The 25,591-nt window shown below is 61.9% G+C and carries 23 protein-coding genes; 9 read left to right on the forward strand and 14 right to left on the reverse strand.

What is annotated here, in order from left to right:
• Positions 1-37: 37 nt before the first annotated feature.
• The 7 genes from addA to regB all read right to left on the reverse strand — a co-directional run bounded on the left by addA (position 38) and on the right by regB (position 11,471).
• Positions 38-3,397, reverse strand: a complete 3,360-nt coding sequence (gene addA, locus ACR0NJ_RS15935) for a double-strand break repair helicase AddA (RefSeq protein ID WP_480818116.1) — start codon at positions 3,395-3,397, stop codon at positions 38-40.
• Positions 3,394-6,318 carry a double-strand break repair protein AddB gene (addB, locus tag ACR0NJ_RS15940; RefSeq protein ID WP_480818117.1) on the reverse strand — a complete coding sequence of 975 codons (2,925 nt, stop codon included), beginning with the start codon at positions 6,316-6,318 and terminating at the stop codon, positions 3,394-3,396. The genes addA and addB overlap by 4 nt, the downstream gene beginning before the upstream one ends.
• Positions 6,311-6,997: a nucleotidyltransferase family protein gene (locus ACR0NJ_RS15945; RefSeq protein WP_480818118.1), complete on the reverse strand. Its 687-nt coding sequence runs from the start codon at positions 6,995-6,997 to the stop codon at positions 6,311-6,313. Before ACR0NJ_RS15945 ends, addB begins: the two co-directional genes overlap by 8 nt.
• The gene (locus ACR0NJ_RS15950) at positions 6,994-7,998 is read right to left on the reverse strand and encodes an aminoglycoside phosphotransferase family protein (RefSeq protein WP_480818119.1); all 1,005 of its coding nucleotides are present in this window, start codon (positions 7,996-7,998) and stop codon (positions 6,994-6,996) included. The genes ACR0NJ_RS15945 and ACR0NJ_RS15950 overlap by 4 nt, the downstream gene beginning before the upstream one ends.
• Complete coding sequence (gene tsaE, locus ACR0NJ_RS15955; protein WP_480818120.1) at positions 7,995-8,468, reverse strand: tRNA (adenosine(37)-N6)-threonylcarbamoyltransferase complex ATPase subunit type 1 TsaE; 474 nt, start codon at positions 8,466-8,468, stop codon at positions 7,995-7,997. Before tsaE ends, ACR0NJ_RS15950 begins: the two co-directional genes overlap by 4 nt.
• A 41-nt stretch (positions 8,469-8,509) precedes the next feature.
• Positions 8,510-10,006, reverse strand: coding sequence for a PAS-domain containing protein (locus tag ACR0NJ_RS15960; RefSeq protein ID WP_480818121.1), 1,497 nt, complete (start codon positions 10,004-10,006; stop codon positions 8,510-8,512).
• Positions 10,007-10,073: 67 nt separating this feature from the next.
• Complete coding sequence (gene regB, locus ACR0NJ_RS15965) at positions 10,074-11,471, reverse strand: sensor histidine kinase RegB (RefSeq protein ID WP_480818122.1); 1,398 nt, start codon at positions 11,469-11,471, stop codon at positions 10,074-10,076.
• 91 nt (positions 11,472-11,562) lie between these two features.
• Here regB and ACR0NJ_RS15970 point away from each other — a divergent pair, with 91 nt between their 5' ends.
• The gene (locus ACR0NJ_RS15970; protein WP_480818123.1) at positions 11,563-12,180 is read left to right on the forward strand and encodes an SCO family protein; all 618 of its coding nucleotides are present in this window, start codon (positions 11,563-11,565) and stop codon (positions 12,178-12,180) included.
• Between the two features lie 87 nt (positions 12,181-12,267).
• A complete protein-coding gene (locus ACR0NJ_RS15975) occupies positions 12,268-12,822 on the forward strand; it encodes an ActR/PrrA/RegA family redox response regulator transcription factor (RefSeq protein ID WP_050604676.1) in 555 nt (184 codons plus the stop codon).
• Positions 12,823-12,931: 109 nt separating this feature from the next.
• Here the strand turns inward: ACR0NJ_RS15975 and ACR0NJ_RS15980 are convergent, their stop codons facing one another.
• Positions 12,932-13,519: an HD domain-containing protein gene (locus ACR0NJ_RS15980; RefSeq protein ID WP_480818124.1), complete on the reverse strand. Its 588-nt coding sequence runs from the start codon at positions 13,517-13,519 to the stop codon at positions 12,932-12,934.
• Between the two features lie 208 nt (positions 13,520-13,727).
• Here ACR0NJ_RS15980 and ACR0NJ_RS15985 point away from each other — a divergent pair, with 208 nt between their 5' ends.
• The 3 genes from ACR0NJ_RS15985 to ACR0NJ_RS15995 all read left to right on the forward strand — a co-directional run bounded on the left by ACR0NJ_RS15985 (position 13,728) and on the right by ACR0NJ_RS15995 (position 16,295).
• Positions 13,728-14,042, forward strand: coding sequence for a hypothetical protein (locus ACR0NJ_RS15985; RefSeq protein WP_480818125.1), 315 nt, complete (start codon positions 13,728-13,730; stop codon positions 14,040-14,042).
• A gap of 104 nt (positions 14,043-14,146) precedes the next feature.
• Positions 14,147-15,535 carry an adenosylhomocysteinase gene (gene ahcY, locus ACR0NJ_RS15990; protein WP_480818126.1) on the forward strand — a complete coding sequence of 463 codons (1,389 nt, stop codon included), beginning with the start codon at positions 14,147-14,149 and terminating at the stop codon, positions 15,533-15,535.
• Positions 15,536-15,548: 13 nt separating this feature from the next.
• Positions 15,549-16,295, forward strand: a complete 747-nt coding sequence (locus tag ACR0NJ_RS15995; protein ID WP_480818127.1) for an extensin-like domain-containing protein — start codon at positions 15,549-15,551, stop codon at positions 16,293-16,295.
• 7 nt (positions 16,296-16,302) lie between these two features.
• Here the strand turns inward: ACR0NJ_RS15995 and ACR0NJ_RS16000 are convergent, their stop codons facing one another.
• Entirely contained in the window at positions 16,303-16,950 is a 648-nt protein-coding gene (locus ACR0NJ_RS16000) for a DUF899 family protein (RefSeq protein ID WP_480818128.1), read from the reverse strand.
• A 212-nt stretch (positions 16,951-17,162) separates the two neighbouring features.
• Here ACR0NJ_RS16000 and ACR0NJ_RS16005 point away from each other — a divergent pair, with 212 nt between their 5' ends.
• Entirely contained in the window at positions 17,163-17,504 is a 342-nt protein-coding gene (locus ACR0NJ_RS16005) for a DUF2853 family protein (protein WP_480818129.1), read from the forward strand.
• 214 nt (positions 17,505-17,718) lie between these two features.
• Here ACR0NJ_RS16005 and ACR0NJ_RS16010 read toward each other — a convergent pair whose 3' ends face one another.
• The 5 genes from ACR0NJ_RS16010 to tsaD form a co-directional block, all read right to left on the reverse strand.
• A complete protein-coding gene (locus ACR0NJ_RS16010; protein ID WP_480818130.1) occupies positions 17,719-19,017 on the reverse strand; it encodes a hypothetical protein in 1,299 nt (432 codons plus the stop codon).
• Positions 19,018-19,178: 161 nt separating this feature from the next.
• Complete coding sequence (locus tag ACR0NJ_RS16015) at positions 19,179-19,601, reverse strand: EVE domain-containing protein (RefSeq protein ID WP_480818131.1); 423 nt, start codon at positions 19,599-19,601, stop codon at positions 19,179-19,181.
• Complete coding sequence (locus ACR0NJ_RS16020) at positions 19,601-19,870, reverse strand: YciI family protein (protein WP_480818132.1); 270 nt, start codon at positions 19,868-19,870, stop codon at positions 19,601-19,603. The genes ACR0NJ_RS16015 and ACR0NJ_RS16020 overlap by 1 nt, the downstream gene beginning before the upstream one ends.
• Position 19,871: 1 nt before the next feature.
• Positions 19,872-20,831 (reverse strand): NAD(P)H-dependent glycerol-3-phosphate dehydrogenase, encoded by a 960-nt coding sequence (locus ACR0NJ_RS16025; protein WP_480818133.1) that lies wholly within the window; start codon positions 20,829-20,831, stop codon positions 19,872-19,874.
• A complete protein-coding gene (gene tsaD / locus ACR0NJ_RS16030; protein ID WP_480818134.1) occupies positions 20,828-21,925 on the reverse strand; it encodes a tRNA (adenosine(37)-N6)-threonylcarbamoyltransferase complex transferase subunit TsaD in 1,098 nt (365 codons plus the stop codon). The genes ACR0NJ_RS16025 and tsaD overlap by 4 nt, the downstream gene beginning before the upstream one ends.
• Positions 21,926-22,021: 96 nt before the next feature.
• Between tsaD and ACR0NJ_RS16035 the strand changes: the two genes are divergently transcribed.
• From ACR0NJ_RS16035 to ACR0NJ_RS16045, 3 genes are read left to right on the forward strand one after another with little or no spacing between them, the layout of a single operon-like run.
• Positions 22,022-22,735, forward strand: a complete 714-nt coding sequence (locus ACR0NJ_RS16035) for a uroporphyrinogen-III synthase (RefSeq protein ID WP_480818135.1) — start codon at positions 22,022-22,024, stop codon at positions 22,733-22,735.
• A gap of 54 nt (positions 22,736-22,789) precedes the next feature.
• On the forward strand, positions 22,790-24,082 hold the full coding sequence (locus tag ACR0NJ_RS16040; RefSeq protein WP_480818136.1) for a COG4223 family protein: 1,293 nt from the start codon (positions 22,790-22,792) through the stop codon (positions 24,080-24,082).
• A 10-nt stretch (positions 24,083-24,092) separates the two neighbouring features.
• A complete protein-coding gene (locus tag ACR0NJ_RS16045) occupies positions 24,093-25,574 on the forward strand; it encodes a heme biosynthesis HemY N-terminal domain-containing protein (protein ID WP_480818137.1) in 1,482 nt (493 codons plus the stop codon).
• The last annotated feature ends 17 nt before the right edge of the window (positions 25,575-25,591 follow it).

Here is a 25,591-nt window from a genome sequence, read left to right on the forward strand (position 1 = left end):
GCTTGGGCAGTGAAACTAGGTACCCTTTGGGGGGAGGTCAAGATATCTGGGTGCGCGGCAGGGCATCCGTCACAAGATCGTGTGGCAGCCACATAAGTTCAGCCGTGCGGGTCCACAGGATCGCGGAGCTAATCTCCCGGTCCGGATAGATTTGCGACAGCGCGTGCACATAGGCCGCCATCTGCCTCAGCAGGCCTTCGGGGCATACCTCGGGGGTTGCTGGAACGGTCGCGTTTGATTTGAGATCAATCACTTGAACCTGCATGTCCGAAACGATCAGCCGGTCGATCACCCCGTGTATCCGCCGCCCATTGAGGTCGGCTGAGACCGGAACCTCGGCCAGTGCTTGCGTGGAGAAAACGGATTTCAGATGTTCGGCGCTCAGCACCTGTGTCGCCTCGTTTAGCAGCTCTTGACGGTCCGCGTTTTGCATATCGGGCAGAAGCCGGGCGCAAAGCTGCGGCCATTTGTCTTGTGTGGCATCCGGCAGATGTTCCAGCAGCAGATGCAGACGGGTGCCGCGCAGCTTGGCGGCCTCTTCGTCCTGCCCGGCATCCCCCGGCAGCGCCTTGGCCCCGCCCAGATCAGATGGGCTGAGCGTTTCCGTGGCCTCGGGCGCGGGTGGCGCGGGTTGGTGGAACAGGTCCGGCAACGGGTCGTTTGACGGCACCGGTTCGGCGTGGTCGATCAATGGCAGGGCATCCCAGTCGCCATGCGCCAGCCGTCGCACGCCCGAGCCATCCAGTTGCGTCGCCCCGGCCCGTTCCATCGCTGCCTCAACCATCTGATACCAACTGGTCCCGTCCTTGCCGACATCCCCCGCAGCGGCCACGATCAGCCACTTTTCCGCCCGTGTTAGAGCCACATAGAGCAACCGTAGCCGCTCATTTTCCTCCCGGTCGCGCGCCTCGTCCCGCGCTTGGGCGAGGAGCCGAGGCGATGCGTCCGCCGGAACCTTCCACAGTGGCGTTCCATCGGCGGTCATGATCTCGGCATCGCGTGGGGGCTGGCGTTTTCCGGTGTCGGGCAGGATCACGATGGGCGCTTCCAAGCCCTTGGAGCCATGCACGGTCATCACCCGGATCATGTTGCCGACGCCGCTCATCTGCCGTTTGATCTCCAGATCGTCGGTCTGCATCCAGACCAGAAAGCCGGTCAGGCTGGGGATATCCGTGCGCTCATAAGCCAAAGCCTGCGACAGCAGCGCGTTGATCCCATCCTCGGCCTCGGCCCCCAAACGGCCCAGTAATTTCCGCCGTCCGTCATGGCGGGTCAGGATGCGTTCGATCAGGTCATAAGGGCGCAGAAAATCGATCTGGCTGCGCAAATCGTTCAGAACCTTCAGCGTTTCAGGGAAGTCATCCTTGCGATTGCGCAGGGCTGTCCACAGGAACTGGTCCTGCCGCCGGTGGGCCAGATCGAACAGGGCTTGCTCGGTCCATCCGAACAGGGGCGATTTGAGCACGGTTGCCAAAGACAGGCTGTCTTCCGGCGTTGCCAAAAAGCTGAGCAGCGCGGCAAGGTCCTTCACCGCCAGTTCCGCCCCCACCTTCAGACGGTCCGCCCCGGCGATGGGCAGGCCAGCGGCCTTGCAAGCGCGGATGATCTCGGCAAACAGGTCCGAGCGGCGCTGGACGAGGATCAGAAAATCCCCCGGCTGCACCTTGCGGCGCACGAATGTACCGGGCGTTTCGCCATCCTCGGGAATGGTCTCACCCCGGTCGATCATTTCTTTGATCGACCGCGCCACCTGTTCGGCCAGAATCACCGTATGATGGCGCGCGCCGGGTCGGTCGACGGGGTCGGTCCAGTCGGTATCGTCATTCTCTTCGACCTTTTCTACCACCGGCCACAAGTCAACGCGCCCGGGCAGATCGGCCTTGAAAGCGCGGTGCAAACTGTCCTTGTGGAACCCGGCCTCGGCGTGGTTTTCGAACAGGATATCGACCAGAGACAGGATCGCGCTGGAGGATCGGAACGAGTAATCCAGCGTCGAATCCCACAGTTTAGAGTCTGATTCCGCCAATTTCCTCCCAAACTCGGCCTGCATCCGATCGAACGCCTGTGGGTCGGCCCCTTGAAAGGAATAGATCGACTGTTTCTTGTCGCCGACCACAAAGATTGTGCGCTCAACCCCGGACCGGGCGCCCTCGCCGCTGGTGAATTCCTGCGCCAGTTTTTCGACCACATCCCATTGGTCGGGGCTGGTATCCTGCGCCTCATCCACCAGAATGTGGTCGATGCCACCATCCAGCCGGTAGAGCACCCATTCCGCCACTGCGGGGTCGTTCAGCACCTGCCGCGCGCGCAGGATCAGGTCGTCGAAATCCAGCCAGCCGCGCACCTGCTTGCGCCGTTCGTATTCCGGCAGGAAGGCGGCGGCAAAGCGGTGTAGTACGGCAGTTTTCTGCGCCGCAACCAGCGCCAGACGCTGTTCCCGCGCGGCCTCGACCCGCAGCATCAGCGATTCCAGCTGTGGCATCCGGTCGGCAAGTGCCCCCTCGCGCAGCGCTTTGGTGGGAAAGCCGTTCACCTTGGCGGTGAACGGTTCCTTGGCGCTTTTGCCAGTCAGCAGGACGCTTTCCAGAACGGGAAGTTGCCCCATCCGCGCCTCGGTAAACCCGGCGAGTTTGCTTGCGGCCTTGGCATTGTTGCCGCCGCTTTCGGTCAGGGCTGACAGCATGGATTGAACCAGCTCGACCTCACCGCCCAGAAAGACGTTTTTCAGCAGGCCGTTTTCGTCAAACCCGTCAGGCAGGCCAAAACGCTGCAACAGGTCAGCCCATTGCAAGCCCTGCGCAAACAGGTTCCGCTTTTGCGTTACGGCGGCGGTCAGCTTGTCGAACCCGGTATCGGTGACGAACCGCGCCACATCCTCGATCAGAGCGGCCTTTGGACCTTCGGCAAAATCCTCGACAATCTCCTCGCGCAGCAGGGCGGCAGCGCGGTCCTCCATCTCGGCAAATTGCGGGCTGACGCCAGCCTCAAGCGGGAAGCGGCGCAACAGCGCGGCGCAGAACGAGTGGATGGTCTGAATTTTCAGCCCGCCGGGCGTTTCAATCGCGCGCGCAAACAGAGTGCGGGCCTGTGCCAGTTGCGCCGGGTCGATGACACCCGCAACACCAAGGTCGGTCAATTGCTGCAGTAGGGGGTCATCCCCCAGCATCGCCCATTCGCCTAGCCGTTTGAACAACCGGTTCTGCATCTCGCTGGCGGCGGCCTTGGTGTAGGTCAGGCACAGGATGTGCTGCGGCTGCACCCCGCCCAGTAGCAAGCGCGCCACGCGGTCGGTCAGAACCCGCGTCTTGCCCGAGCCCGCATTCGCCGCCAGCCAGGTCGAGGCATCCGGCCGCGCCGCCTGCACTTGCCGCTCGGTGGCGTCGTTGTGGGGGCTCATGTCAGATCCTCGGGATTGGTTTCGGCGGTGCGATCCCATTCGCCAAACCGGGCGAGGTGATCATAGTCACCGATATCGGTGTCCTTGTGCAGCATCCGGCGCGAGGAGAAGCCCTGATCAGGCTCTAAATAGGCGGAAATCAGGTCTTTTAACTCAGCCAGCACCTTGTCCGTGGGTTCTTTGGCCAGCGGCGCGGGTACCTCTTTGTAGCTGCCGCCCATGCCGATAAAGAAGGCCTCGGCCACGGCCATTGGGTCGATTCCTTCAATGGCCCCCTGCTCGGCCATCGCGGCTTCGATCAGCAATTGCTTGTCGAATTTGGCTTGCTGGCTTTCCGTCGGCGGCGCGCCGGTTTTATAGTCGATGATCCGCAGAGCGCCCCGGCTGTTGCGGTCAATCCGGTCGGCGCGTCCGGCGATGGTGAAGTCCAGCGGCGTCAGCGCAAGTTTCATCGCCGCTTCAAAGGCAACCGGGCCGCCATCGGCGCGGCGGGCAATTTCGGCGCTTAGAAAATCATCAGCGATCCGTTCCAGCCGCGCCAACCAAAGCTGCCGGGCCGTGGGCCACGCAACATGCTGATCCAGCAAGTCCTGCGCGCGTTTCAGGAAGTTCTCACGCGTCAGCAAGGCGGTGTCCAGCACGCTGTCCTTGACGAAATGTTCCAGGATCTCGTGAATGACGATCCCGCGCAGCAGCGCATCTGGGGCCTGCACCAGCGGGTCGAGCGGTTTAAGGCGCAGCACATGTTTGGCGTAGATCGCATACGGGTCGCGGATCAGCCGCTTGATCTCGGTCACGCTCAGGCGGCGCGGGCGGGCCGAAACCGGAGGTCGGGGTGAGGGGCGGTGCACGGGCGTGATCCGAGGGGCCTGTTCCAGCGCCTCGGACCAGTTCAGCCACTTCTGTCCCCGCGCGCGCATATCGGACAGGGCGTCGCGACCGCCCTGCTCCGGCAAGCCCTGCAACAGGTTCGTCATCCGGTTCAGCCAGCGCGACGGCACTGTTTCCGCATCGTCGGATCGGGTTGCGCGGGTCAGCCAGACCTCGGGCGCGCCGACGGCCTGCTGAAAATCATGCGCGGACAAGCCGATGCGCCGTTCGGGCAGCAACAGGCCCGCTTGATCGCGCATCTGACGGTTCAGCCAGGGATCGGGCGCGGCGGCCTCGGGCCAGCTGCCTTCGTTCAGCCCGCCGAGGATCAACAGATCGGCCCCTTGCACCCGCGCCTCGAGCGTGCCCCAGATCATGATGTGGGGATGCGGTTTGTCCCGGTCCCGCACCTCTTCCCCGGCCAGCAGAGCCCCCAGCAGGTCGGCGAAATCATGGGCTGTCATCGGGCCGCCATGCTGCGCCTCGCCCCGCAGCGCAGTCATCACAGCCAGCGCTTTCTGACCCGCATTCTGGTCCCACAGCGTGCCTTGGGTGCCGGTGCTGCCGGACGATATCGCCTGCGCCAGAGACAACAGTCGCTCCACCCATTCGGTCAGCGGGTGTTCCCCCGCGACCTGCTGATCGCAGAACTGAGTGACGACCCAGTTGACCCACCCCTCGGGCACTTCCTTGCGGGTCGCAAACGCGGTCAGGCTGGTAGCGTCGGGGATAGGCGGGCCGTGGCGGCGCAGGTCCAGTTCCAGATCGCGGCTGTGCAACAGATGGTCGCCGCGTTCGGCCCCGTCATGGCAGAGCGGGTGTTTGAGCAACGTCAGCAGTGCCTCGCCATCCAGACGACGGGCGAACAGACCGGCGACGTGACGCAGGAACCGACCGGGTGGAGACAGCTGCAGTGGCAGGCCCGCGCTGTCATCGGGCAGGATATTCCAGCGGTCCAGCGCGGCGCTGACCTGCCGGGTCAGCATCCGGTCGGGCGTGATCAGCGCGGCGGTCTGGCCGGTTTCTGCCGCTTGCCGCAGGCGCAGGGCGATGGCCAGCGCCTCGGTCCTTGGGGATTGCGCCTCGACCAGCGTCAGGTCCCGCGTCGCCTCGGCCAGATCGGTCAGTCGCGGGCCTTCGGTCATCCAGGCATCGGTGATCGGGGCAGGTCGTAAAGCCAGTGAAACCAATCGGTTACGGGTAGGGGACGGGGCTTGGGCGTCAGTCCACGGGGCGATCTGATCCGGGTTCAGGTCCAGCGCGCGCATCAGTTTGCGGAACCGGTATTGCGGATGGTCTTCCGAACTCAGCGCCTCATCCAGGCGGTTCCACACGTCCTCGGGCTGGTCGAAGTCGTAACCCGGCAGCACCAGCGAGCCCTGCGGCAAGCGGGCCACCGCGTTCATCAGCATCAACGTGGTGCCGCGTGATCCGGTCGAACCGGCCAGAATGATCGGATGGTTCGGGGGGTCGTCCTGCCAGCGGGCAATCAGGTTTTCCACAACGCGCCGCTGGCGGGCCTGCACGTCCATCGCCTGCGTTCCAGCGCCAATGAAATGATCCGCGATGCCGATAAAGGCCTGTGCCCGCGCCCAGTGACCGGATATGTCGCTGACATCAAGGCCCCGGATCGCGCTGGGGTGAACGCCCTCGCCCTGCATCTCATCAATCAGGGCGGCCAGACTGTCGGACAGGTCGAACAGCGACGACCGCGCCGCCAGATCCGGCTGCTGGTCGAGCAGTTTTGCGATCAGTTGCGTCAGTTCCAGCCTGCGACGCAGCGGAGGTATGGCCGGAGGGATATGCGCCAGATCGACGCTTTCCCAAAGATCGGTGACCAGCGAGAGGCGCGGCAGCAGACCGGGCGGGCCTTGATCGAACAGGTCCCGCACGCGCCGCGCCATGCGGCGGGTGTTGACAACCAGTTGCACCCGCGCCATCGCTTCGGGCGGGGTTGTGCACCGGTGCCGCAGCCCTTCCACCAGCGCTTTGGGAAAATCCGCGCCCGGCGGGACGCCGAAGACGCGCGGATGGGTTTGGGGGTCAAACATCGGCCAGCAAGTCCTCGGCCAACGCAATCCCCTCGGGGCGTCCGACATCACACCAGCGGCAGGGATATTCCAACGCGAACAGACGGCCCCGGTCATGCATCCGGTTCCACAGCAGGTTCAACGAGAACGCCTGTTCGGTAAAATCACCCAGACCATCGGTTTTCAGGATCTGAACACCGCCATAGACAAGGCCGGGCCCGCGGGTGATCCGCCCCTCGGCATCTGCGGTGAAATCGCCGGTGCCGTTGTATCCGATGGTTTGGCCCACCGGAACGCACATCAGCAGCGCATCCATACGCGCTGGGTCCCATGCATTTTGCAACAGGGTCAGGGGGTTCGGACCGGCCCAGATCGCGTCGGTGTTCAACGTAAACACCGGATTAGAGCCTAAAAGGGGCAGGGCGGCGCGCAGGCCGCCCCCGGTTTCCAAAATATCGGGCTGTTCGTGGGACAGCAGCACGCCCTGTGGCGTCAGATGCGCTTGAAGCTGGTCGGCGTGATAGTGCAGGTTGGCCACCACGCGTTTGGGTGCAACATCGTCGACCAGCGCCAGCGCGTGGTCGATCAGAGGTTTTCCGTCGACCAGGATCAGCGGTTTGGGGCGGTCCTTGGTCAGCGCCCCCATCCGGGTGCCGAATCCCGCCGCAAACAACATGATGGCTTCGGGTTTTGTGGTCATTTAGCCCTCAGCTTCGCGAGGTTCTCGGGCGTGGGTTCAGGCAGGGTGTCGCGCAGCATATCGGCCACCGGCACCAGCGCGGGATGTTCCAGATCGCGCATCAGATGGGACCATGTGATCGGGATCAGGTCCACATAGCCCGGCTTGCCGTATTCGGTCGCGAGCCGCGCGAATCCGCCAAGGATGCGCAGGTTCCGCTGCGCGCCCAGAACGCTGTAGGCGGTGCGGAACTCATGATCATCCATGCCCGAGGCCGCGATGTAGCGATTTATCATCTGCATCTCGATCCCCGCCGGGACCGCACGGCGGACGTCCTGCAGCAGAGACATCAGGTCATAGGCCGGATGCCCGAGCATGGCGGTTTGAAAATCCAGCAGGCCGACGCGCCGAACACCGTCGCGCTCTGGCAACCAGATCAGGTTTTCGGCGTGATAATCGCGCTGGATCACCACTTTCGCGCCGGAGGTCTCCCGGTGCAGGACATCGGAAAACCGGTTTCCGAACCGTTTCAGCACGTCCTCATCATACTGCCCGTGGATACCGCACGCATATTTGGTGAAGGCCAGCCCGGCCAGTTCGGTCATCATCGCCGGGTCGTAAGAGGGCAGGGAGAGCGAGGGCGCCTCATGCAGATGCAGCAGAACATCCGTCGCGGCCTCATACAGCGAGCGTTCCTTGTCCGGGTGGCGTTGAACGACACGGGCGAACAGGTCGTCGCCCAGGTCCTCCAGCAGCAAAAAGCCATTGTTAGGGTCTTCTGCATAGATTTCAGGCGCGTTCAGCCCGATCTCGCGCAGGTAATTCGCGACGCGCACAAAGGGGCGAACATCTTCACCCCGGTCCGGCGGGGCGTCCATCAGAACGGCGGTCCGGCCCGTGGCCGGGTCGGTCAGCCGTTCATACCGCCGGTTCGAGGCATCCCCGGCCAGCGGCGCGCGTGTGGCGTTGGCCCATTGCGTCTGCGCGATCAGAGCCTCGGCCAGAGCGGACCGGTCCGTCATGAAGTCATCTCCAGCTTCTTGGCCCATTTCGGGTCGGTCCAGGACAGGGTCAGGTGGCGGGTGTCCATAGCTTCGGGGTCTGTCGCGAAATCCAGTGTCAGCGCCGTTGCTGGCGTCAGCGGGCCCAGCTTGTTGGGCCATTCCACAAGGCACAGGGCTGAATCAAACGCTTCGGTCAGGCCCAGTTCCTCGATCTCATCCACGTTGCTCAGGCGATAGAGGTCGCAATGCCAGACCTCTCCGGCGGGGGTGTCATAGGCCTGAACCAGGGTAAATGTGGGCGAGGGGACATCCTCCGGCACCGGCATCAGCGATTGGATCAGGCTGCGCGCGAAATGGGTTTTGCCGCTGCCGATTGCACCCCTTAGCAATAGCGTGTCGCCAGGGTTCAGGCACGCCCCAAGACGGGCCGCAAAGGTGGCGGTTTCGTCCGGCGACATCAGGGTGATTGGCAGGGGTGGCGTCGTCATGGCGCCACAATGTACCCGCGCCTGACCGGCTGCAACCCGGTTCAGGCCGGGACCTGATGTATCCCGGTTTTTTCACCTACGGAAAAGCGCACGATGGTCGCGCCGTTCTGCATCGGTGTCACCGTGCAGTCCAGCGCCTGCCCGCCACGCATGCGGATTTCAGCAGACCATTCGGCACGGTCTTCGCGCATTTCCACAAAATCCCGAATCTCGCCCAGGATGGGGGTGGCGACGCAGTGGTCCTGCCACTTCCGCGTCACCTCGATCACCGAGTCCATGGCGAACCCGGTTTCATCCGTGTCCCCCCAGAGCTGCTGATAAGCGTAGTTGGTCAGCGCCAGCGAGCCGTCATCGGCAAAGACGGCAATCGCATCTGCCAGCTTGTCGAGAATGGACTGCATCAGGTCCATCTCGGACCGGAAGCGGCGGGTCAGGGTGATTTCGGCAGTGATATCCTCGAACAGAAACGCCACAGCTCCATCCGGGTGCGGTCTGCCGCTGACGGAATAGACCGAGCCTGAGGGCAGCGACCATGTTTCTTGATAATTGCCGTCCTCTGCCGCTTCCAGCAGGTCGTTCATCTGGTTGCGCCAGCTTCGGTAATTCTTGGGTTCGGGCATCATGTTCTGATCGCGCAGCCGGTCGAAAAAACCCGACAGGCTGGGGCGGCAGCTTAGAAAATCGGGGGGCAGGCTGGTCAAGTCGATCAGGGCCGGGTTGAACAGCGCCAATTGGCGGTTGCGGTCGAATATCGCCAGACCGATGGACAGTTGCGCAAAGGTCTTGGTCATGGTCTGCACAAATTTCCGCTGCGCCGTTTCCGCCTCGACAATGGCGTTGACATCGACGGCATAGAACAAACGACCATCTTCGTGATGGACCTGTGTCAGATCGAACCAGAGCTTTTGGGGCCCGCCCGCAACCTGGGCCGCGACGCGGGTTTTCTCGCTGAGCCGCGCGTCGTCCCGCAGGTCGGGAAACAGCGGATCCGTCAGATCGGCGTCCTGACCGCGTACCTTCCGAACCAGATCGACATAGGCTGCGTTGCACCAGCAGACCTGGCCACCATCATCCAGTAGCCAGACCGGATACGGGGCCCGGTCCATGGCCAGCCGAATCGGGTCGTCGCAGTCGCGCCGAGTGTTGTCCGTGGGACTGGCCAGCGTGCAAAGCCGGACGCGCACGACCCCGTCGATCCATTCGCACAGCACCTCACGCGCGACCGTGCAATCGATGGCCGAGACGGTAAGGCGGCCCTGATCGCGCACCGTTTCGGGGGTTTCGGGAAAGGCGGGGAAATCGCGGCGCAGCAGACGCCTTAGATCGTCCCAGTTGTTGACGGTTTCAAACCCCTCAAGCGCGATGTCCGAGTGGCTGATCAGCCGGTCACGGTCAAACAGGAAAACCGCATCGTCAGACAAGGGTGCGGTCAGCAGACCAAAGCTATCATCGCGCCGGTCCGGGTGCGGCATCAGCCACAGCACCGCAAAACTACAGGAAATCAGGCTGATCGTGGCCAGAATGATCCAATCGGCCATAGAATCCTCCTAGCCTGTTTTCGATTGGAGGGGACTATGGCCTTCAATTGGTTAACGGCCTCTTAACCTAAATCCGGATTTGCTGGTTCAGGCCTGAGGGAACCGGGGTATCGCCCTTTTGCGCGTCGATCAGATTGCGCGGCCACGCGACCTTGACGATTGCGCCCTTGCGGTCCGGGTGGTCCGAGAGTTTCTGATAGGGGTCAGCGCCGTTGGCAAAATCCAGTTCGGCCCCGCTGCGCTCCAGCAGCGTTTTGGCGATGAACAGACCCAGACCCATGCCTTCGTATTCCGGGCGGGTGGGCTGATCGGTCTCGGCTCGTCTGCGGCGCACGAACGGGTCGCCGATCCGCCCGATCAGATGCGGGGGATATCCGCGCCCGTCATCCATGATGGTGACGGTGATCTGTTCGGGTGTCCATTCAGCCTCGACCCAGACATTGGCGCGGGCGAAATCCACCGCGTTCTGGATCAGGTTGCGCAAACCGTGAATGATCTCGGGTTTGCGCAGGATCGAGGGTTGTTGCACATCGCCGTCCAGCGCCGGGCCCTCGGCAAAGTGGACTATCTTGCCCCGGTCGATATGCGGCTCGGCCGCTTCGTGAACAACCGTGGACAGAGGGGCCTGCCGCAGATGCAGGTCGTCTTTGCCCGCCCGCCCCATGTCGCGCAGAATATCGCGGCAGCGGTCGGCCTGTTCGCGGATCAGGGCGGCGTCTTCCTTCAGGTCGGGCCGGTCATCCAGTTCCTCGATCAATTCGGAACTGGTCAGCTTGATCGTTGCCAACGGCGTGCCCAGCTCATGCGCAGCGGCGGCAACGACGCCGCCCAGATCGGTCAGCTTTTGCTCGCGCGCCAGGGCCATATGGGTGGCCGAGAGCGCCTCGGACATTGACTGAACCTCGGAACTGACCCGGTGCGAATAGGCGCCGATAAAGACAATGGCGATGATGATCGCGGCCCAGTTTCCGAACAGCAGGATGTCGGGGATATCCAGCACAAGACCCACATTGGTCCGCAGCGGCAGATGAAACTCGGACAGCAATGAGGTCACGATGATGGCGACGCCGCCAATGATCAGAGTGGACCGGGTGCTCATCACATTGGCCGAGATCGTGACCGGCCCCAGCAGCAGCAGGGCAAACGGGTTGTTCAGCCCGCCGGTCAGATACAGCAGAATGGCAAGCTGCAGCAGGTCGAACAACACCATCAGGAAGTTTTCGAACTCGGTCAGGCGTTTGTTCTGGGGAAACAGCAGGATGGCGGTCAGGTTGCCCATGACCGAAATGCCGATCACCGTATAGCACATCAGCAGCTCAAGCTGGACGTGATAATATTGCTGGGCCACGGTGATGGCGGTGAACTGGCCGATAATGGCCACCCATCGCAGCAGGATCAGGGTGCGCAGGCGAATCCAGCTGCTGCGTCCCTGGCCGCGCCAAAAGCTCTGGTTGGAATCTGCCATCGGTCTATTATGTCCTGTTGCATCGGCTGATCATCTTGATAGGTGTCCGGGCCGAAACGTTCAACAACCCCTTATGTCCGGGACCCGCGCCATGACCCGCCTTTACGCCATCCTAGCAACCGTTGTTCTGGCCGTGGGTCTTGGCGCGATGTGGCTGCTGACCGGCGGCGGCGCGGACGACAAGTATGCGCAGTGCCGAACCGGTCAGATCGCAGGCGGCACAGCCGCTATCGGAGGCCCGTTCGAACTGGTGAACGGCGCGGGTGAGACCGTCACCGACAAGGACGTGATCACCGAGCCGACACTGGTGTACTTCGGCTACACCTTCTGCCCTGATGTCTGCCCCTTCGACATGTCTCGCAACGCCGAGGCCGTGGACATTTTGGCCGAACGCGGCCAGTCGGTCACACCGCTGTTCATCTCGGTCGACCCGGATCGCGACACGTCCGAGGTGGTGAGCGACTATGCCTTTAACCTGCACGAGCGCATGATCGCCCTGACCGGCTCGGCCCAGCAGGTCGATGCCGCAAGCAAGGCCTACAAGACCTATTACAAGGCCCACGACAAAAGTGACGAGTACTATCTGGTGGATCATTCCACCTTCACCTACCTCGTCACACCCGAAGATGGCTTTCTGGAATTCTTCAAGCGCGACGACACCGCCGAGCAGATGGCGGACAAGGTCGGGTGCTTTATCGAGCAGATGTAATTCGCGACGGCCTGTTTGACGTTTTAAATGGCGCTGCTATTACTCATGTTTAAGCCAAAGGCATGAAATAGCGGAAAGACCCAACATATGGCAGACAGTTCCCAGCTTGATATCGGCCCTGATAAGTCGCTGCTTCTGGTAGATGATGATGAGCCGTTTCTGAGACGTCTGGCCAAGGCCATGGAAAAGCGCGGGTTCGAGGTTGAAACCGCAGGTTCCGTCGCCGCAGGCCGCGCCATTTCCACCGCTCGCCCGCCTGCTTATGCCGTGGTGGACCTGCGGCTTGAGGACGGCAACGGTCTGGACGTGGTCGAGGTGCTGCGCGAGAAACGCCCCGACAGCCGGGTCGTGGTTCTGACCGGCTACGGAGCCATCGCCACCGCTGTGGCCGCCGTGAAGATCGGCGCGACCGACTATCTTTCGAAACCCGCAGACGCCACTGACATCACCAACGCGCTGCTGGCCAAGGGCGATGAACTGCCCCCGCCCCCGGAAAACCCCATGAGCGCGGATCGCGTGCGCTGGGAGCACATCCAGCGAGTCTATGAGCTGTGCGACCGGAATGTCTCGGAGACCGCACGTCGGCTGAACATGCACCGCCGGACGTTGCAGAGGATTCTGGCGAAGCGGAGTCCGCGGTAAACTCAAAATCTCCCGTTGTTTGCGGCGGTCTCCGGCACCCGGAAACTTTAAAAGTTTCCGGTCCGATTTCATTTAATGAAATCGTTACGTCGGTGTCGGAAGATCAGATCTACTCCAACAATTCAGCATGGCGCTTGGTGTAGGCCAACCGCACCTCCACCGGCGGCCTTAGGGTGATCCCCAACCCCTCCATCACCGCCTTATCCGGGCGACCGAAGAACTTCGTGGCCTCGGCCTCGGAAAACCCCGCGATCTGCGTCGCTTCCATCCAGGCGCTGATCTTGTCGGCCTTTTTGATCTGCCGTTTCACGGTTTTCGGTATCTCCGCGGGCAGGCCAAACCGGATGTGGATCGCCGCCGCCAGACGGTCGTCCAGCGTGCCATAATCCGGCCCAACAGCGGATTTTACCGGTGAGATCATGTCTCCGATCACATATTCGGGCGCATCATGTAACAAGGCTGCGAGCCGCCATTTTGCCGGGGCTTTCGGTGCGATCCGGCCAAAAAGCTCTTCGACCAACAGGGAGTGTTCGGCCACGGAATAGGCGAAATCGCCGCCTGTTTGACCGTTCCAGCGCGCCACAAAGGCCAGACCATGCGCAATATCCTCGATCTCGATATCAACGGGCGTCGGGTCCAGCAGATCGAGCCTGCGGCCTGACAGCATTCTCTGCCACGCTCGGGGTTGTGTTGCCATTCTGCCATGCCTTGTGAAGTTGGACACATTTAAATCGCATTTTTAATGCTATGATGTACCTGTCTGGGTCACTCGCTGCCAACGTTTTCTTGAGCATTCGTGCTTTGAATGCGCAGGCTGCGATCCCGACATAAAGGACTGAGGGGGGCGCATACTCCTCCCAGTGTGCCCTCCTCGAACCTGAACTATGGATCGAAAGGAGCATGCTATGTTCAAACGTCTCTTTGCAATCGCCATGACCTTCGGAATGGCCGCAACCGCCCCGCCCGCCTTTGCCCAGAATTGTGCAGAGCGCGAGCATGTGATCACAAAACTGCAGGACAGCTATTCGGAACAGCTGGCATTCGGCGGTTTGCAGAAAACACGCGGCGCGCAGTCGGTCATGGAGGTCTGGACCTCAGAGGAAACGGGAAGTTACACCGTCCTCGTGACCCACGCGAACGGCATTAGCTGTATTGTCGCCGTTGGCACCGATTTTTTCGAAGCGGTCCCGAAGATCAAGGTCGAGGGTACGCCCAGCTGATTTTGGCTGTGTAAACATCCGGTTTACGGTCATTCACATTGCCACCTGCCCCCAGGAATGCTAGGGGCAGCCCGAACTGTGATTTGCCGTGAATGGAGCACCTGATGGCCGGGGATTATATCGTTAAAGACATTTCGCTGGCCGGGTTCGGCCGCAAGGAACTGGACATTGCCGAAACCGAAATGCCGGGGCTGATGTCTCTGCGTGCGGAATACGGTGAAAGCAAGCCTTTGTCGGGCGCGCGCATTGTCGGTTCGCTGCACATGACCATCCAAACCGCTGTTCTGATTGAAACGCTGGTTGCGTTGGGCGCGGATGTGCGCTGGGCGTCGTGCAACATTTTTTCAACCCAGGACCATGCCGCAGCCGCGATTGCCGAAGCCGGCATTCCGGTCTTTGCCATCAAGGGTCAGACACTGGAAGAGCATTGGGATTATCTGGACAAATCCTTCCTGTTCGACGACGGCCCGAACATGATCCTCGACGATGGCGGCGACGCGACGCTGTACATTCTTCTGGGCGCGCGGGCTGAGGCGGGCGAAGACATCATCCCCGTTCCGGGTTCGGAAGAGGAAGAGGTCATCAAGAAACAGATCGCCAAGCGTATGGCGGCCTCGCCCGGCTGGTTCACCAAGATGCGCGACCAGATTCAGGGCGTGTCCGAGGAAACCACCACTGGCGTGAACCGCCTGTATCAGCTGGTCAAAGACGGCCACCTGCCGTTCCCGGCGATCAACGTGAATGACTCGGTCACCAAGTCGAAATTTGACAACAAATACGGCTGTAAGGAATCGCTGGTCGACGGCATCCGCCGCGCCACCGACACCATGATGGCTGGCAAGGTCGCCGTCGTGTGTGGTTATGGTGATGTGGGCAAAGGCTCGGCGGCCTCGCTGCGCGGCGCAGGTGCCCGGGTGAAAGTCACCGAAGTTGACCCGATCTGCGCGCTGCAGGCCGCGATGGACGGGTTCGAAGTCACCCTGCTGGAAGACGAAGTTTCCAGCGCGGATATCTTCATCACCACCACCGGCAACAAGGACGTGATCCGCATCGAGCATATGCGCGCGATGAAGGACATGGCCATCGTCGGCAATATCGGCCATTTCGACAACGAAATTCAGGTGGCCAGCCTGAAGAACCACAAATGGACCAACATCAAGGAACAGGTTGATATGATCGAGATGCCCTCGGGCAATCGTCTGATCCTGCTGTCCGAAGGCCGTCTGCTGAACCTCGGCAACGCCACCGGGCATCCTTCGTTCGTGATGTCGGCCTCGTTCACCAATCAGGTGCTGGCGCAGATCGAGCTGTTTACCAAGGGCGATGAATACAAGAACGACGTCTACATCCTGCCCAAGCATCTGGACGAAAAAGTTGCGCGTCTGCATCTGGACCGCATCGGTGTGAAGCTGACCCAGATGGATGCGGAACAGGCGGCCTATATCGGCGTAAAGCCTGAAGGCCCCTATAAGCCCGAACACTACCGCTACTGATTGCGGGTCGGGTATGACCGAACCTTCAGGACGCCGCCGGTTCGTGCAACTGGCGGCGTCATTCTTTTCGATCATCGTATTTCTATGTCTTGTTGGCTCGGCTGGATATCTGCTGCTGGCACACCCCAAAACGCCTGTGCCGTCACATTGGAACCCCTTGCGCGAGTTAAAAGTGACCGCCCCCGTCACGCCAGTCACCCGGTTTCAGTTGAACCGTGCACTGGCGGATGAGGCGCAGTGCCGGGCCACATTGGCCGAGGCGGGCGTGTCCTTTGCGGCGATGGACGACCTGATCGTGGATGAGAATTGCGGCATCGCGGGCCGGGGGCTGCTATCGGGGCTGGTCACATCGCGTATCGAGCCGGTGGAAACACGCTGCACGACCACCTTGCGGCTGGCCATGTGGGATCATCACGTTGTTCAGCCCGCAGCGCAAAATTTGCTTGGCACGTCCGTTAACCGATTGCAGCACGTGGGTAGCTACAATTGCCGCCTGATGCGCTCGGCTCAGGGGCAGGACAACGGGTGGAGCAGCCACGCCACGGCGGATTCGATTGACATCAAAGGTGTGCAGCTGGCCGATGAGCGTAGCCTGAACCTGCTGTCTGATTGGGGCGCAGATGGGCCCGAGGGTGAATTCCTGCGCCAGATCTGGCGCGGGGCTTGTGACTGGTTTCGCGTGGTTTTGGGCCCTGATTTCAATCGTTTGCATGCGGACCATTTTCACCTGCAAGGCCCCGGCTGGGGCTATTGCCGCTAGGCATCGCTTAGCGCAGAGACGGAAAGAAATCGCCGCGCCCGTTTGGGGTCAGGTCCAGAATGTTCCACAGCGGCCAGGCCGCATCCACATGGCGGGGGTGCCAGTCGCTGGGCTCAAAAAACAGTTCGGAACTCCAGAAATGCCTGATACCGGCGTTGTCCTTGCGAAACACGTTCAGGATGGGCAACTGGCTGCCGTCTTCGCCCTCGGCCAGGTAATCGCGCTGATACGTGGTGCCCATCGCGGAACAAAGCGGCAGGTCATTCCACCCCATCCGGGTTTTCAAGGCGCGCAGCTTCTCGGGCGTGTTCTGTGCCACAACGCAGACAGCGATATTCTGCGTAATATGCGCGACCTGACTGTTCAGCCCATCCAGAAAGGCGGAACACATGGGGCAGGGCTGCTCGGCATCCGGCCCGTACATCAGCGAATAGACGGCCAGCGTGTCATGCGACCCGAACAGAGACGACAGGGGCGCGGCCTGCCCACCCAGATCGTGAAATTCATAATCCTGCGGTATAGACCCGCCATCGGGCAGGCTGCGGCGCAGGGCGGCGACCTGTTCTACTTTTGCGCGCAGCTCGGCCTCGGTGGCCAGCAGGCGATTGCGGGCGGATCGGTATTCGGGGCTTTCATTGGGCAAGGAAACGGGCATGAGGCTCTCCTGTCAGTGCCTTAACAATCAATTTAACATAAAAGTTAAATAAAAAAATGCCGAAAATCAACCTCCCTATCGGCGAGTCTTCGTTTACGGGGAATGCGGGGAATTTTTCCCTTTGTGAAAAATCCCGCACTGATTACCCTGCCCGAACCTTTTTAAGGGAATTGAGAGAACGCAGACAAAACTGCTTATAGGGAGAGACGTTAATGGGAAAACGCGACGAGCTGATCGCAAAATACGCCGATGATTTGAAAAACAAATGCGGCATGGACCCCGACATGGATTTGTTGACCAGTGTCACCATCGGATGTGGTCCGGCCATCTACGACGCGGATGCAGCAACGGTTGCCGCCAGCCAGGACAGCGAACTGGAAACCGTCAAGAACAACTTCCTGATCAAAAAACTGGGCCTGTCGGATGGTCCCGAGCTGATGGAAGGCATCAACAAAGCCATGGAAACTTATGGCATGTCCGAGCGGAACAAGTACCGTGCGGTTGTCTATTACATGCTGACCAAGCATTTCGGCAAAGAATCCGTCTACAGCTAAACCCAACTGACGATTTCAGCGCCCGCCGAACCCTCGGCGGGCGATTTTAATTTGAGACAGAGTTTACGCACTTGGCGTTTGAAGTGACCCGCCTGAGCGGCTAACTTTTACCCATGACCAGGACGGTCAGAACCAAGAGATTCCATCTGCGTGTGGTGAGTAGGGAGCACGCGGGGTAGGGAAGGTTCTGCACCGTCGGAGCCTTCCCAAGTTCTTATCCGCCATCATTTAGAAGCCGCGCCAGAAACCGGTCGAATCTGGTCTGTTTCTCGGGCGGTTTGGTCTGCACGGCCCCGCCACTGCCCGCCAGATAGACCTCGATATGTCCGGGGCGCGTTTTGCTGCCCGAGTTCGTGAAATCTCTGGAAATTCCGCCAAGGGCGGCGGCGGCCAGTTCGGCTTTTCTGGCGTCGTCGGGATGATAAAACCGAACCTGTGTTTCCCGGACCCGGAAATTCACTCGCGCTGTTGCCACCACTTTGGCCTGTTCGCCAGTCAGGACGGCCAGCGCTTTGTTGCTGGCCTCTTCCGTGACTCTGGCTGGCACGAAGAGCGAAACCGCCAAGGCTTCGACCTGCTCTTTGGGTGCAAGCGGTTTGACCTCGGAAAAGGTCGGGCTGGGCGGTTTCATACTGTCGCCGGGAAACGGGTCAAGCGCGGCCAGAGCAGTTTGCGAAGTGCCGTTCAGGTCGGGTGAGAGGGCTGCCATTGACACGGAGCCTTGCGGGGAAAGAGGCGGTAAGCCAGCGGTGTCCTGTGTGTAGGGCGCTGGGACAACACTAAAGTATGCCGGAACACTAACCGCGGGCGGTTCGCGAGAAAAAGCGGTTTCCGGCTCTGCAAGGGTCCGGGCGTTCGCCAATGCGACGATCTGGTCCGGCTGTGGTTCGGCCTCAACGGGGGGTGCCGGGGTGGAAACTATGTCAGCCGGTGCGGAGACACCCGATGAGGGCGCGGGTTCCGAGGTCGCATCCGCTTCGGGCAATAGCGCAGTTTCCTGCGTGCTGGCTGGCGGCATATCCACCGCGTCCGGGGCCACGGGGTCGGACAGCGACGCTGACACCACAGCCAAGGGTACGGGCAAGTCGTCCGCAGGCGCTGCGTCAGGTGACGCCTGTTTCGGGTTGTCCGCGACATCCTCAGGGGCATTCCAATTGCCTACAACTTTCGCACCCGCCCAGTGCAGTATCGCGCCGCAGAATACCGCCGCCAAAAGGGCCGCATATCCGATCCGGATTGGGGTTTTGCGAACCGGCTCCGGTTCCGCTTCCAACTCGGGTTCGGGGCGCAGTTCTTCTGCAACGATCTTCTCAAGCGTCGTCTCTTCCGGCGAAGGCGCGGTTTGGTCCCAGGGGGTTTCTGACACAGGTTTCCGGGGCGCGTGACCGTTGGCCTCGGCCAGAGCAGCGGCGCGTTGCTTTCGCGCCTCTTTCAGGCGCGCTTCCCAGTTCTTTGTGTCTTGCGCAGCAACGGTATCTTCGAACGCCCCATTGCGGCCTGAACCATCAGACATGGGCCCGAACTTCCAAAAAAGACAAACTTCTTATTCGAACACGCCAACAGGTGTCCGATTACCAAACACACATCGGACAGGCCCCCACTCGGCGTAGCCCTTGGATTTATAACATTTAGTTATTCATTTGAGAAGATTCGTGCCCGCTCGGGTACACGGGTTCAATCAGGACCGGTGTTACCCAACCCGCAGATCAGCCCCCATTCGGCCTCGCTTACAGGTTGCACCGACAGGCGCGAGTTGCGGACCAGCACCATCTCGGCCAGCCGTTCATCCGCCTTGATCTGGTCCAGCGTCACCGGGGTCGAGAACGGGCGCACCGCTTTGATATCCACGCATTCCCAGCGGTCGTCATCGGTGGTGCTGTCGGGATGCGCCTCAGCGCAGACCTCGACAATGCCGACAATCGCCTTGTCTTTTTGCGAGTGGTAAAAGAACCCCCGCTCGCCCACTTTCATCTGGCGCATGAAATTGCGCGCCTGATAGTTGCGCACGCCATCCCATTCCTCGCCCGCGTCCCCCTTGGCGACCTGCTGATCCCAGCTCCAGGTCGAGGGTTCGGATTTGAACAGCCAATACGCCATCAGCCGATCACCCGTTTCCACGGGATCAACTCGACCGAGGCGAACAGCCCGGCCAGCGCGTAAGGATCATTTGCCGCCCAGTCCTGCGCGGCAGCCAGATCTTCGACCTCCAGAATGATCAGCGAGCCGATCATGGTCTCGCCGTCCAGCAGCGGACCCGCCTGCGCGACAACGCCGGTTTCCTCGATATAGGCCAAGTGGGCGGCGCGGTTGTCCAACCGGGTTTGCAGCGCTCCGTCTTTGTCACGGGCGATCAGGGCGATCAGCATGTTATTCCTCCTTAAGCGGGCGACCCAGCAGCGATTGAATCGCCTGAGCCACACTGTAGGCCCCGTGGCTGAGTTCCGCCACTGTTGTAGAGATGGGCATGTCCAGACCCTCGGCCGCGGCGATCTCTGCCGTGGCGCGGGCGGTGGCGACGCCTTCGACCGTGGTGCTGGCGTCAAAGCTTTGCTGGCGGCCCAGTGACAGGCCGTAGCGGTAGTTGCGCGACAATTCCGACGAACAGGTCAACACCAGATCGCCCAAGCCGGACAGGCCCATCAAGGTCTCGGGCTGCGCCCCGCGTAGGGCGGCAAAGCGCTGCATTTCGGCAAAGCCCCGCGTGATCAGCGCCGCGCGGGCACTGTCGCCCAGGCCCGCGCCGATGGTGGCACCGCTGGCGATCGCCATCACGTTCTTCAGCGCCCCGCCCAGTTCCGCGCCTACGGTGTCGGTGGTGCGGTAGAGGCGTAAGTTGGCGGTGGTCAGTTCCGCTTGCAGGGCCTCGCTCAAAGCCGGGTCAGAGCAGGCCAGAGTCAGAGCCGTGGGCAGGCCCCGGGCGATATCGTCAGCAAAACTTGGACCGGTCAGCAAGGCGGGCCGCGCGTCCGGGATGGTTTGAGTGATGACGGCAACGGGACCCATGCCGGTGGAAAGTTCGATCCCCTTGCAGCAGGCGACAAGCGTTTTTCCGACCAGATTATCCGCGTGTTGCGACAGGGCAGGGCGCAACTGCTGCATTGGAACCGCCAGCAGCAGCTTGTCCGCCTGAGCGGCCAGCGTGATATCGGCGGTGACGGAGATACCGGGCGGCAAAGCCACACCCGGCAAGCGCGGGTTTTCGCGCGTTGCAGCCATCTGCGCGGCCTGATCCGCATTGCGCGCCCACAGGGTAACAGGCCCGTTCCCTGCCAACGAGATCGCCAAAGCGGTGCCAAATGCACCCGACCCCAGAACCGAAACGCTCATGCCTTGGCCCCTTTCTTACCGCTACCCAGCATCGCCGGGCTGGTCTGATCCAGGGGCCAGCGGGGTCGCGCGGTCAGGTCCAGACCGTCCTGCGCGCCTGTGCGAAACCGCTCCATCCCCGCATAGGCGATCATGGCCGCGTTATCGGTGCACAAGGCCAACGGCGGGGCGGTGAAACGCGTGTTTGTTTCGGTGCAAACAGACTCTAACGCCTTTCGAATCGCCGTATTTGCCGCGACACCTCCGGCAACCGCAATCACCGGCTCGGCGGGTTCTTCCTGCAGATACAGGGCAATCGCACGCCGTGTTTTCTCGGCCAGCGTGTCGACCACGGCCTGCTGGAATCCGGCGCACAGGTCAGCGCGGTCCTGCCTTGTCAGCCCGCCTTTTTCCGCAACAATCTGATCGCGCATCCGCATCAGCGCGGTCTTGAGGCCGGAAAATGACAGATCGCAGCCGGGCCGATCCAGCAGAGGCCGGGGAAAGCGGAACCGCTTGGGATCGCCCGCGCGGGCCTCGGCCTCGACCGACGGGCCGCCGGGTTGCGGCAGCCCCAGCAGGCGCGCGGTCTTGTCGAAGGCCTCGCCGGGGGCATCGTCGATGGTGCCGCCCAGTCGGGTGAACTGCTCGGGGCCGTGGGCGATCAGGTACTGACAATGCCCGCCCGAGACCAGCAGCATGAGGTAGGGAAAGGCAATCCCGTCGGTCAGACGCGGGGTCAGGGCATGACCGGCAAGGTGGTTCACCCCGATCAGCGGCATCCCGGTCGCCGCACTTAGCCCCTTGGCGCACATCACGCCGGACATAACGCCGCCGATCAGACCCGGTCCGGCGGTTACGGCGATGGCGTCCAGATCAGTAAGCGCCAGACCAGCGCCCTCCAACGCCTGAACCACGCAGACATCCAGCTTCTCTGCATGCGCCCGCGCTGCGATCTCGGGCACCACACCGCCAAAGGCGCTGTGCAGCTCGGTCTGGCCATGTACCACCGACGACAGGATTTCGGCCCGCGCGCCGTCGCTCTGGCGCACGATTGCGGCGGCTGTGTCGTCACAGCTGCTTTCCAACCCCAACACGGTAAGTGTTTGCACCATCGACCTGATCCGTTGCATCATCGCTGCCAAGCGGGGTAGCACCCCGCGCAGACGCAAACAATACCAAGGCCGAGGCGCCGCCCGTTGTATTTGTTGATGACCCGTCCTCGCGCCGCCTCGGAGAGGTTTGTTGCGCAACTGCCAAACCGCACCCGGTCCCGGCTGACGGTGATAAATTCGCCCTTGCTGGATATCCGGCCTTTGGATGTTCAGGTCGAGACGGACGGGGTGCAGGGTCTGATCTTCACCTCGGCCAATGCGGTGAATGTTGCTGCGTCTCTGGACGTCTCGCGCAGCCTGCCAGCCTATTGCGTGGGCCCGGCGACGACCGGCACCGCCAAAGGGGCCGGGTGGCAGGCGCAGATGGTTGGTGGAACGGCCGAGGAACTGGTGGCCGCGCTTCTGCAACTCCGACCCCCAAGCCCGCTGTTGCACCTGCGCGGTGAGCATGGCCGTGGCGACGTCGCCGAACGGCTAACCGAAGCGGGCCTGACCACGAAGGAACTGCCGGTTTACCAGCAGCGCCTGTTGCCGCTAACGGACGAGGCGGTCGAAGCCGCAACCGGAAATGCGCCCGTTCTGGCCCCTATATTCTCCCCTCGCACGGCGCGACAATTTGCCGATATCTGGGTCGGTTCCGCGCCTTTGTGGCTGGCCGCAATCAGCCATGCAACCGCAGAACCCCTTAAATCCTTGGACTATGAGCGGCTGAGGATCGCCAAAGCACCAACCCCGAAGAAAATGGGTAAGGCCGTTAAAAAGCTTGTGAAACACGCGATGCGGGTTGAGGGAGAGACAGGCGCGGATTAACGTAGTCAGGTCTGTAGTTCTGGTGATTTTAGAATCGATAAGGGGAATGTGGCGGTGGCTGGTAAGAAGAAAACCGATCAGGAACCGAATGAAACCCCCAAGACCGATGCGGTTGCCGAGGATGTGAAAGATGCCTCGGGGCTCGAGTCCGAAGAGACCCCTCTTGACCCGGCAGAGCCTGTAGACGAGGCGATTTTCGAAGCCGAAGCCGAAGCCGAAGCCGAAGCCGAAGCCGAAGCCGAAGCCGAAGCCGAAGCCGAAGCCGAAGCCGAAGCCGAAGCCGAAGCCGAAACGCTGGCTGAGCAGCCTGACGAGCCTGCGGAACAGGAACCCGCGCCGGTCGAAGAGAAAATCATCGAACGCACCGTCGAAAAACGCGGCGGGTTCATTCCGGCCCTGATCGGCGGCATCGTTGCCGCAGCGATCGGGTTTTTTGCCGGGCGCGGCGAGTTGCTGCCGTCCAACGACGCAGGCCCCGACCCGGCAATTGCCGCGCTGGAAACCAAGCTGTCGGATCAGGCGGACCAGATCGCCAAGCTGACCCAGACACTTGCGGATGGCGGCGATACCTCGGGCCTTTCGGACCAGATCACGGCGCTTTCGGATAAGCTGACGCCGGTGGAAAGCGATCTGGCAGGAGTGAAATCCAGCGTTGAGGCCCTGACCGGGCAGGTGACGCCTCTGACGGACCGGATCGCGGCGCTGGAGAAAGCACCGATAGAGGCCAATGTCTCACCCGAAGTCACCGCCGCCTTCGAGGCGGAACTGGAGAAGCTGCGCGAATCCCTGACGGCGCAGCGGGCTGAGGTGGAAAAGATGGTCTCGGACGCGCAGGCGCTTGAGGCGAAGGCCTCGGCCGAAGCCAAAGCCGCCACCAACGCGGCCACCTTGTCGCGGCTGCAGGGTCAGTTGGATGCGGGCCAGCCCTATGCCGATCTGGTGGCCGAGTTGAAAGCGGGCGGCGTGGACGTGCCGGATGCGCTGTCGGGGCCTTCGGAAAAAGGCGTCGAAACCCTACCCTCACTGCGGGCGTCCTTTGAACCGGCGGCGCGCAGTGCGCTGGCCGATGCGCGGGATGCCGACAAGGGGACCGGGCTGGTGGCCTTCCTGCAGCGCCAGACCGGCGCGCGTTCGGTGACACCGCAGGATGGGGACAACCCCGATGCGGTTCTGTCACGGGCGCAGGCGGCGCTGTCCGAGGGCGATCTGTCCAAGGCGCTAAGCGACGTGCAATCCCTGCCCGAGGCGGCCCAGACGGCACTGGCCGACTGGGTGCAGGCAGCCCAGACCCGGATCGCTGCCGTTGATGCCGCAACGACGCTTGCGTCAAGCCTGAACTCGAACTGAAGGACCTGCCATGCTGTGGTCATTGTTTAAGATCCTTGTTTTTGTAGCGATTATTGGCCTGCTGGCCCTGGGCGCACAGTTCCTGATGCAGACCAGCGGTGGCGTGCAGATCACCGTGGCGGGCACCGAATACACGCTTGGCCCGTTGCAGTCCGTGATCGCGCTGGGCGTGCTGGTGTTTGCGGTCTGGCTGTTCTTCAAGCTGCTCAGCCTGCTGGTTGCGACGCTGAAATTCCTCAACGGCGACGAAACCGCCCTGTCGCGTTATTTCGACCGCAGCCGCGAGAAGCGCGGCTATCAGGCGCTGGCGGACGGGATTATGGCGCTGGCCTCGGGCGAGGGGCGCGTGGCCATGTCCAAGGCGCATAAGGCCGAGAAACTGCTGAACAAACCGGAGCTGACCAATCTGCTGGTGGCGCAGGCGGCGGAACTGACCGGCGATACCCGAAAGGCGTCCGAGACCTACAAGAAACTGGTGACGAACAACGCCACTCGCTTTGTCGGCGTGCGCGGTATCATGAAACAGAAGCTGGCCGAAGGCGATGACGAAACCGCGCGCAAGTTGGCGGAAAAGGCCCTGGCGCTGAAGCCACGACACGAAGAAACGCAGGACGTTCTGTTGGGCCTCCAGACCAAGGCACAGGACTGGGCCGGGGCGCGGTCAACGCTGACCTCGAAGCTGAAAGCTGGGCATCTGCCGCGCGACGTGTTCAAACGCCGCGACGCGGTTCTGGCGCTGTCCGAAGCACGTGGCATTCTTGACGAAGACGCCACGGTCGAGCAGCAGGAACATGCGATCGAGGCCAACCGCCTGTCCCCCGATCTGGTCCCCGCTGCGGCAATGGCAGCACGGGCGTATATCAAAAAGGGCAAGCCCCGCGCCGCGACCAAGATCCTGAAAAAAGCGTGGGAGGTTCAGCCCCATCCCGATCTGGCCCATGCCTTTGCCGAGATTGCGCCGGATGAAACCCCGGTTGCCCGGATCAAACGCTTCACCGCGCTGACCCGCATTCACCCCAAGAACATGGAAACCCGTCTGATCCTGGCCGAACTGAATATCGTCGCCGAGGATTTTCCCGAAGCGCGCCGCGCCTTGGGCGATGTGGTGGAAGAACAGGGTGATGCCCGGGCTTACACGCTGATGGCGGCAATTGAGCGGGGCGAAGGGTCTTCGGACGCGGTGGTGCAGGGTTGGCTGGCCAAGGCGCTGAACGCGCCGCGCGGTCCGCAATGGGTCTGTGACAATTGCCACGACATTCAGGCCGAATGGGCCCCAGTCTGCCCCAATTGCGGCAGCTTCGATACGCTTAGCTGGCAAACCCCACAGACGCCGGAAATCGCCACTGCCACCGGGGTGCACATGCTGCCCCTGATCGTTGGCGCGCTCGAAGATCAGTCCGAAGGCGAGGATACGGCAGAAGCCGAAGACGACCCGGACGTGATCGAGTTGGACGCGCAACCGGTTGAGGAGCAGGCCGAGAAACGGGTCTGATCCCCGGACACCAACAG

It is taken from the genome of Ruegeria sp. F11 (assembly GCF_056533855.1).

Excerpts from the sequence above, each read along its gene's own strand:
- addA (WP_480818116.1), bottom strand. The coding sequence starts at position 3,397 with ATGAGCCCCCACAACGACGCCACCGAGCGGCAAGTGCAGGCGGCGCGG.
- addB (WP_480818117.1), bottom strand. The coding sequence starts at position 6,318 with ATGTTTGACCCCCAAACCCATCCGCGCGTCTTCGGCGTCCCGCCGGGC.
- ACR0NJ_RS15945 (WP_480818118.1), bottom strand. The coding sequence starts at position 6,997 with ATGACCACAAAACCCGAAGCCATCATGTTGTTTGCGGCGGGATTCGGC.
- ACR0NJ_RS15950 (WP_480818119.1), bottom strand. The coding sequence starts at position 7,998 with ATGACGGACCGGTCCGCTCTGGCCGAGGCTCTGATCGCGCAGACGCAA.
- tsaE (WP_480818120.1), bottom strand. The coding sequence starts at position 8,468 with ATGACGACGCCACCCCTGCCAATCACCCTGATGTCGCCGGACGAAACC.
- ACR0NJ_RS15960 (WP_480818121.1), bottom strand. The coding sequence starts at position 10,006 with ATGGCCGATTGGATCATTCTGGCCACGATCAGCCTGATTTCCTGTAGT.
- regB (WP_480818122.1), bottom strand. The coding sequence starts at position 11,471 with ATGGCAGATTCCAACCAGAGCTTTTGGCGCGGCCAGGGACGCAGCAGC.
- ACR0NJ_RS15970 (WP_480818123.1), top strand. The coding sequence starts at position 11,563 with ATGACCCGCCTTTACGCCATCCTAGCAACCGTTGTTCTGGCCGTGGGT.
- ACR0NJ_RS15975 (WP_050604676.1), top strand. The coding sequence starts at position 12,268 with ATGGCAGACAGTTCCCAGCTTGATATCGGCCCTGATAAGTCGCTGCTT.
- ACR0NJ_RS15980 (WP_480818124.1), bottom strand. The coding sequence starts at position 13,519 with ATGGCAACACAACCCCGAGCGTGGCAGAGAATGCTGTCAGGCCGCAGG.
- ACR0NJ_RS15985 (WP_480818125.1), top strand. The coding sequence starts at position 13,728 with ATGTTCAAACGTCTCTTTGCAATCGCCATGACCTTCGGAATGGCCGCA.
- ahcY (WP_480818126.1), top strand. The coding sequence starts at position 14,147 with ATGGCCGGGGATTATATCGTTAAAGACATTTCGCTGGCCGGGTTCGGC.
- ACR0NJ_RS15995 (WP_480818127.1), top strand. The coding sequence starts at position 15,549 with ATGACCGAACCTTCAGGACGCCGCCGGTTCGTGCAACTGGCGGCGTCA.
- ACR0NJ_RS16000 (WP_480818128.1), bottom strand. The coding sequence starts at position 16,950 with ATGCCCGTTTCCTTGCCCAATGAAAGCCCCGAATACCGATCCGCCCGC.
- ACR0NJ_RS16005 (WP_480818129.1), top strand. The coding sequence starts at position 17,163 with ATGGGAAAACGCGACGAGCTGATCGCAAAATACGCCGATGATTTGAAA.
- ACR0NJ_RS16010 (WP_480818130.1), bottom strand. The coding sequence starts at position 19,017 with ATGTCTGATGGTTCAGGCCGCAATGGGGCGTTCGAAGATACCGTTGCT.
- ACR0NJ_RS16015 (WP_480818131.1), bottom strand. The coding sequence starts at position 19,601 with ATGGCGTATTGGCTGTTCAAATCCGAACCCTCGACCTGGAGCTGGGAT.
- ACR0NJ_RS16020 (WP_480818132.1), bottom strand. The coding sequence starts at position 19,870 with ATGCTGATCGCCCTGATCGCCCGTGACAAAGACGGAGCGCTGCAAACC.
- ACR0NJ_RS16025 (WP_480818133.1), bottom strand. The coding sequence starts at position 20,831 with ATGAGCGTTTCGGTTCTGGGGTCGGGTGCATTTGGCACCGCTTTGGCG.
- tsaD (WP_480818134.1), bottom strand. The coding sequence starts at position 21,925 with ATGGTGCAAACACTTACCGTGTTGGGGTTGGAAAGCAGCTGTGACGAC.
- ACR0NJ_RS16035 (WP_480818135.1), top strand. The coding sequence starts at position 22,022 with ATGACCCGTCCTCGCGCCGCCTCGGAGAGGTTTGTTGCGCAACTGCCA.
- ACR0NJ_RS16045 (WP_480818137.1), top strand. The coding sequence starts at position 24,093 with ATGCTGTGGTCATTGTTTAAGATCCTTGTTTTTGTAGCGATTATTGGC.